This window comes from Marinobacter algicola DG893, from assembly GCF_000170835.1.
GTDB lineage: Bacteria > Pseudomonadota > Gammaproteobacteria > Pseudomonadales > Oleiphilaceae > Marinobacter > Marinobacter algicola.
Genome location: NZ_ABCP01000074.1, coordinates 1 through 6723, shown reverse-complemented (window position 1 = coordinate 6723; position 6723 = coordinate 1). Strand labels below are relative to the sequence as shown.

Genomic DNA, 6723 nt, shown 5'->3' with positions numbered 1-6723 from the left:
GTACCCAGGTCTTCGACATCCAGCACCTCGGCTTCAAACGTATCGTCCGCCGGCATATCGGACGCCTGGATAAACTCCGGGCGGATACCGATCTTGAGGTTGTTGGACTGCAGGCGCTGCAACAACTCCACCTGCTGGGAACCCAGTGGAACAACCGTGCTGCCGAAGCAGACACCTCGAGGGCAGCGCTGGACCTCGATCAGGTTCATGCCGGGGCTACCGATGAAATACCCCACAAACGTGTGGTTGGGCTGTTCGAACAGTTCCGTTGGGGTGCCAAATTGCACAATCTGACCGCCGTACATCACCGCAATCTTGTCAGCGAAGGTAGACGCCTCAAGCTGGTCGTGGGTGACGTACACCATGGTGATGTCGAACTGTTCGTGAATCTGCTTGAGTTTGCGGCGCAACTTCCACTTGAGCTGAGGATCAATCACCGTCAAGGGTTCATCGAAGAGGATGGCGGACACATCGCCACGAACCAGGCCCCTCCCCATGGAAACCTTCTGCTTCTGATCCGCAGACAGGTTCTTGGCCTTTTTCTGCAGCTCGCTTTCAATCTCCAGGATCTCAGCGATCTCATGCACCTTGGCCTTGATCTGGGAGGACGGCACGCCGGTGTTCTTGAGCGGGAACGCCAGGTTCTGGTACACCGTCATCGAGTCGTAGATCACGGGGAACTGGAAAACCTGGGCAATGTTGCGGTCCCGTGGGGACAGTTCGTTCACCCGCTTGCCATCGAACAGAACATCGCCCTCGGAGGGTTGGAGCAGGCCGGAAATAATGTTCAGCATCGTGCTCTTGCCGCAACCGGACGGGCCGAGCAATGCGTACGCCCCACCCTTCTCCCAGACATGATCCAGTTGACGGATCGCGTAGTCATCGGGCCCGGTCGGGGTTTCACTGTAGCTGTGAGCCAGGGACTTCAAATGAATTTCAGCCATCAGACCGACCCTCCTGTGACCTGTGCCGGTGTGTGCACCAGGCTTTCGTCTTTATCGAATACGAACAGTTTGTTGATGGGCAGGTAGATCTTGATGGGCGAACCGGTGTGGTACTGGTGAACGCCCATCAGCTGCATCACCATCTCGAAGTAGCGATTGCGCACGTGCATGAAGGTTTCGGAGCCACTGATTTCACTGAGCTCGACCTCCATGGACATTTCGAGATCATCCTCGTTGTTGGGGACCAGCCCGATGTGACTTGGGCGGATACCAAACCAGTAATCGCCGGGTTCAAGCCGTGCGAGTTCCTGGGTCAACGCGTGATGGGAGTATTCGTCGAAGGTCACTTCCGTGTCAGTTACCCGGCCCTTGATCATATTCATCGGCGGCTCACTGAACAGTTGTGCCGCCAGGGTGTTCACGGGGTTGCGGTAAACGTCCATCACCGGGCCGGTCTGAACGATCCGTCCTTCGTTCAGGAGTGTGGTGACGCCTCCCAAAGCCAACGCCTCGTTGGCTTCGGTGGTGGCGTATACGGCAATGCACTGGCGTTCGCGGAACAATTCGCGCAGCTCAGCACGCAATTCTTCCCGCAGTTTATAGTCCAGGTTCACCAGCGGCTCGTCGAACAGGATCAGGGTGGCGTCCTTGACCAGCGCCCTGGCCATCGCCGTTCGCTGTTGCTGCCCCCCTGAAAGCTCCAGCGGATACCGCTTGAGCAAGGGGTCAATCTGCAGCATGTTCGCGGTTTCCTTGACCCGCCGGTCAATCTCACTCTCCTTCATCTTGGCAAGACGCAGGGGCGAGGCAATGTTTTCGTAGACCGTGAGGTTGGGATAATTGATGAACTGCTGATAGATCATTGAGACATTGCGTTGTTGAACGCTTTGCCCGGTCACATCGTTGCCGTTGTAGATGAGGCGGCCGTCATCGGGCTTGTCCAGCCCGGCCATCAACCGCATCAACGAGGTTTTACCGGCCAATGTACGCCCGAGCAGAACGTTGAACGAACCTGCCTCAAATGTGATGTTCGCGTCCCGGATGTAATCGACTCCATCCACGACACGGGAGAGGTTCTCCAGCGTTAAGGACATAGGCTTTCCTTTGTTGTTCTTGTGGCACGTTATCCGCCGTCACCCGCAAGTGACCGGCGAGAATTCGATTTCGAATACATAAAGGCAATGAGCATACCAATGTAGGTGGAAACCACGAGCAAATACGTAGACCATTGTTTTTATTGATATTAAATTTCCAGGGAATTTCTTTATTGAAAATAAAAATGTTCGATATCAAACTTTTTGTTCAGTTTGAACATTGACCTGAACAACCAATGAGCACATTATTGAACATCGTGGCGAACAGATTCGCGGCCTCGGGCCACCCTGGCGGGGTGCGAAAAACAAAACGAACTTCAGGAACGCGGAGGATTCGCGTGAAACGGCAACAAGAGAGGGCGGAATACCGATCCATAATCGCGGATTCATGGAACCGCTGTATTGGTTACGGGCTTCACCATGACTACGAACCCGAGCCCGCGAACCTCGACGACCGTGCCCGGGAAACGCTGGAAAAGGACTACGAAGCGTTACTCAGCACAACAGAGACGGAAGTACTTCCCTACTACAACAACATCATGTCCAACAGCCGCTGCCTGATCCTGCTGGCCGACTCCCATGCCCAGGTGCTGAAGGGCTGGGGCGACAAACGCATTACCGAAAGCCATCTGCGGCCATGGTTCAGCGCAGGCGCCAGCTGGCACGAACGCTATGCTGGCACCAACGCCATTGGCACTTCCATCGCCACCCGCTCGCCCGTCCAGGTCCAGCGAAACGAACATTTTCTCAAACTCAACCGGAGCATCATCAGTTCCGCGGCGCCGATATTCGATACCGACAGAACCCTGGTGGGGGTTCTCAGTGCCTTCAGTGATGCCTACCTACCGCAGGCGCATACGCTGGGGATGGTTCGTCTTCTTTCGCAATCGGTTGAAAACCGTCTGATCGTCAGGCAGTTGGGGGGCGATCATTTTATCCTCACCCTCAACACCACGGCGGACAATATCGACAGCCCCTGGTCGGGACTGATCGCGTTTGACCCTAACGGACGCATAGTTGCCTCCAATCAACGGGCAGATCAACTGCTCGGCGAGGCGTTGTCCGGGCGCAACCTGAGCTCACTGTTTATTGAAAACCGAAACCTGATACTGAATCACTCCCATAACACCCCCATACAGCTCACAACCACGAAACGAGTGCGGCTGTCAGGACTGCTGAAGCGCCCGGTCTCGCTCGACACGGTCACCACAAAGCCCGTGCGCGCAATACTCCGTGCCAAGACCCCGGAGCCAGGTGTGGCTGGTGTTTCCATGGACGATATCGAACATGGGGACACACTGGTTCGGCGCTGCGCCGACCAGGCGAGGAAGGTTCTGGAAAGAGGCGTTCCGATACTGATTTGTGGTGAAACCGGCGTCGGCAAGGAAGTGATGGTCAAAGCCTTGCATGGATCCAGTCAACGATGCGCGCAGCCGCTGGTCTCCGTTAACTGTGCGGCGATCCCACCAGAACTCGTCGAATCCGAACTGTTTGGCTACGAGGCTGGCGCATTCACCGGCGCCCGCGCCCAGGGCTCCCTTGGTCTGATACGCAAGGCGAACAAGGGCATTCTGTTTCTGGACGAAATCGGCGAAATGCCCCTGGCCGCCCAGTCCCGACTATTGCGCGTGCTGCAGGAACGGGAAGTGACGCCGGTGGGGTCCACGGAACGCATCCCCGTGGACATACTGCTGGTGTCTGCGACCAACCGCCCGCTCGCAGATCGAATCGACAACGGTGAGTTCAGAGCGGACCTCTACTACCGCATCAATGGCCTCAGCCTTGAGCTTCCAGCACTCAGGGATCGAATGGACCGGCGCGAGCTGATCCGCAGAATCTATCTGGAGCATCGTGACAGTGGCCAATCGGACACTCTGAACAATGAGGTAATGGCGGCGCTTGAGATCACCCTGGCCGGCAATATTCGCCAGCTGGTGAACATCGTCCGCGTCGCCGTGGCCATTGCGACGGCGACGACGTGCAACTCTGGCACTGCCGGGAGGATTTCCTGGCGGATTATGAAAGTCAAACCCGGCCCGAGCGCAAACCGGTATTCGATGCATCGCCCTTTCGGGAGTCGCCCCAGGCGAATGACAACTCCCGGAATGACACCATGGATCAGACACTGGTGGTCTACCGACAGTGCATGGGCAACGTGTCCCGTGCAGCCAGGGAACTGGCTGTCAGCCGCAACACCCTGTACAAGCGACTTCGGGATCTGGGTGTAAGGTAGTCATAGCTTGCGAATGGCTTTAAGCCAGCCGTCATAGAGCTTGTCGCGCTGGGCTTTGGTCATCGTTGCCTCAAAACTGCGGTCGCATCGCCACATACTGCTCAGATCTTCCAGGCTTTTGTAGACACCCGCCTGCAGGCCGGCAAGGTAGGCGGCGCCCAGCGCGGTGGTTTCCACCAGTGCGGGCCGATCGACCCGCGCCCCGAGAATATCCGCCAGAAACTGCAGCACCCAGTTGTTGGCCACCATGCCACCGTCGACACGCAGAGTAATGGGCCTGATGCCATCCTTTTCCATCGCCTTCTGCAGATCCTTGGTCTGGTAGCAAACCGATTGCAGGCCAGCGGTCACGATTTCCTTGATACCGGTATCACGGGTCAGCCCGAAAATTGCCCCACGGGCGTTCGGGTCCCAGTAAGGTGCGCCCAAGCCCGTAAATGCCGGTACCAGATAGACACCGTGATCCACCGGTGTGCCCTCCGCCAGGGGCTCGGTCTCACAAGCGTCCCGAATCAGCTGCAACCCGTCCCGCAACCACTGGATAGCAGCACCGGCGATAAAGATGCTCCCCTCCAGAGCGTAGGCGGGCTTGCCGTTGAGACGATAGGCCACTGTCGTGAGCAGGCGGTGCTCCGATGTCAGCGCCTTGTCGCCAGTGTTCAGCATCAGGAAACAACCAGTACCGTAGGTGCTTTTCGCCATCCCGGTTTCGAAGCATGTCTGGCCGAACAGAGCCGCCTGCTGATCCCCCGCCATCCCCATGACGGACGTACCATTCAATCGACCGTTATCGACGATCTGGCCGAAGTCCGCCGCAGAATCCATAACTTGCGGCAACAACGACGCGGGAATACCGAACAGGTCTAGCAACTCCGGGTCCCACTTCTGATCGTAAATGTTGAACAACAGGGTGCGACTGGCGTTGGTCGCATCGGTCCTGTGCTCCCTGCCGCCTGTCAGGCGCCAAAGGAGGAAACTGTCGATGGTGCCAAATGCCAATTCTCCGCGGTCAGCGCGCTGCTGGGCGCCCGGAACATTGTCCAACACCCATCGAATTTTCGTCGCCGAAAAGTAGGGATCAATCAACAGTCCTGTTTTGTTGTTCACGGAAGGTTCAAGGCTTTGCTTCTTGAGCGATTCACACCAGTCTGCAGTTCGCCTGTCCTGCCAGACGATCGCTGGGTAAATGGCTTCGCCGGTTGCGCGGTCCCACAACACCGTGGTTTCACGCTGATTCGTTATGCCAACAGCGACAACCTCATCGTTGTCACCACACCCCTTGGCCATCACGTCATCGCAGGTTTCCCGGACGGTACGCCAGATGTCTTCCGGGTCATGCTCAACCCAGCCGCTGGCGGGAAAATGCTGAGGGAACTCCTGCTGGCTCGTCGCGTGAATGTTGCCGTCCAGGGTAAACAGGATGGCGCGGGAACTGGTTGTCCCCTGGTCGATCGACAGAATGTACTGAGTCATAGTTGTTTTGCCTCGGGGTGTTCTTATTTTTTCGTATTTTTACTTTTTTGAAAACAAAAGCCAACCCTTTTTGCGGGCGAAAACTTACCCGCGCGTCGCAAGCCTCACACAAGCCCCTAAAAATGCTGCACAAAGGCACAAAACACTCTAAACTGAGTTCAGGTTTGAAATCGCTATTTCGTTCGTTACAGAAAAACCGTGGACCGGAGGAGTTTGAATGGCACAACGACGCCGACAGGACCTGATCATGGAGCTCATCCAACAGAACGGCTTCGTGACCACCGAGCAACTGGTTGATCAGTTCAAGGTAACGCCGCAAACCATTCGCCGGGATTTGAACGACCTGGCCAGCCAAAAGAAACTGCGCCGGCATCACGGTGGCGCCGGCATCGACTCCAGCACGGTGAATACGGCCTACCAGGCGCGCAAAATCATGGACCTGGAAGCCAAGGAGCGCATTGCTGAAGCGCTGGTGGACATGATCCCCGACAACTCCTCCATGTTCATCAACATCGGCACCACCACGGAAACCATCGCCAAGGCCCTGCTCGAGAAAAACAACCTCCAGGTAGTCACCAACAACCTGCACGTCGCATCCATCCTTTCCGCCAAGGAAGACTTCCACATCATTATTGCCGGCGGCGAAGTGCGTAACCGCGACGGCGGCATTGTGGGTGAAGCCACCCGGGACTTCATCAACCAGTTCAAGATGGATTTCGGCATTATCGGTATCAGCGGCATCCACAGCGACGGTTCTTTGCTGGACTTCGATTACCGGGAAGTCCGGGTTGCCCAGTCCATCATCGAGAATTCCGGCCAGGTACTGCTGGCCGCGGACCATTCCAAGTTCGGCCGCAACGCCATGGTGCGCCTCGGCAGCATTGCCCAGGCGGATCATGTGTTTACCGATGAACCGCCTCCCGTCGAAATCCGCCAGCTCCTGCGTGAAAACAACGTGGAACTGCACCTGGTCTAACCC

At 56.7% G+C, this 6723-nt stretch carries 4 protein-coding genes and 1 pseudogene; 2 read left to right on the top strand and 3 right to left on the bottom strand.

Translation table 11 applies throughout. The features are described from left to right. Together MDG893_RS19995 and MDG893_RS19990 are read right to left on the bottom strand one after the other, a co-directional pair. Positions 1-944, bottom strand: a 944-nt coding sequence (locus MDG893_RS19995; protein WP_007155662.1) for an ABC transporter ATP-binding protein, incomplete at its 3' end; no start/stop codon positions are given. Further along, positions 944-2038, bottom strand: a complete 1095-nt coding sequence (locus tag MDG893_RS19990; protein ID WP_007155661.1) for an ABC transporter ATP-binding protein — start codon at positions 2036-2038, stop codon at positions 944-946. The genes MDG893_RS19995 and MDG893_RS19990, both read right to left, overlap by 1 nt. Positions 2039-2376: 338 nt before the next feature. Here MDG893_RS19990 and MDG893_RS19985 point away from each other — a divergent pair. Continuing rightward, positions 2377-4271, top strand: a pseudogene (locus MDG893_RS19985) (sigma-54-dependent Fis family transcriptional regulator). Here the strand turns inward: MDG893_RS19985 and glpK are convergent. Further along, the gene (gene glpK, locus MDG893_RS19980; RefSeq protein WP_007155658.1) at positions 4272-5744 is read right to left on the bottom strand and encodes a glycerol kinase GlpK; all 1473 of its coding nucleotides are present in this window, start codon (positions 5742-5744) and stop codon (positions 4272-4274) included. A 217-nt stretch (positions 5745-5961) separates the two neighbouring features. Between glpK and MDG893_RS19975 the strand changes: the two genes are divergently transcribed. After that, positions 5962-6720 carry a DeoR/GlpR family transcriptional regulator gene (locus MDG893_RS19975; RefSeq protein ID WP_007155657.1) on the top strand — a complete coding sequence of 253 codons (759 nt, stop codon included), beginning with the start codon at positions 5962-5964 and terminating at the stop codon, positions 6718-6720. The last annotated feature ends 3 nt before the right edge of the window (positions 6721-6723 follow it).

Bases quoted from the DNA above. Each gene is read 5' to 3' on its own strand.
- glpK (WP_007155658.1), bottom strand. From the start codon at position 5,744: ATGACTCAGTACATTCTGTCGATCGACCAGGGGACAACCAGTTCCCGC.
- MDG893_RS19990 (WP_007155661.1), bottom strand. From the start codon at position 2,038: ATGTCCTTAACGCTGGAGAACCTCTCCCGTGTCGTGGATGGAGTCGAT.
- MDG893_RS19975 (WP_007155657.1), top strand. From the start codon at position 5,962: ATGGCACAACGACGCCGACAGGACCTGATCATGGAGCTCATCCAACAG.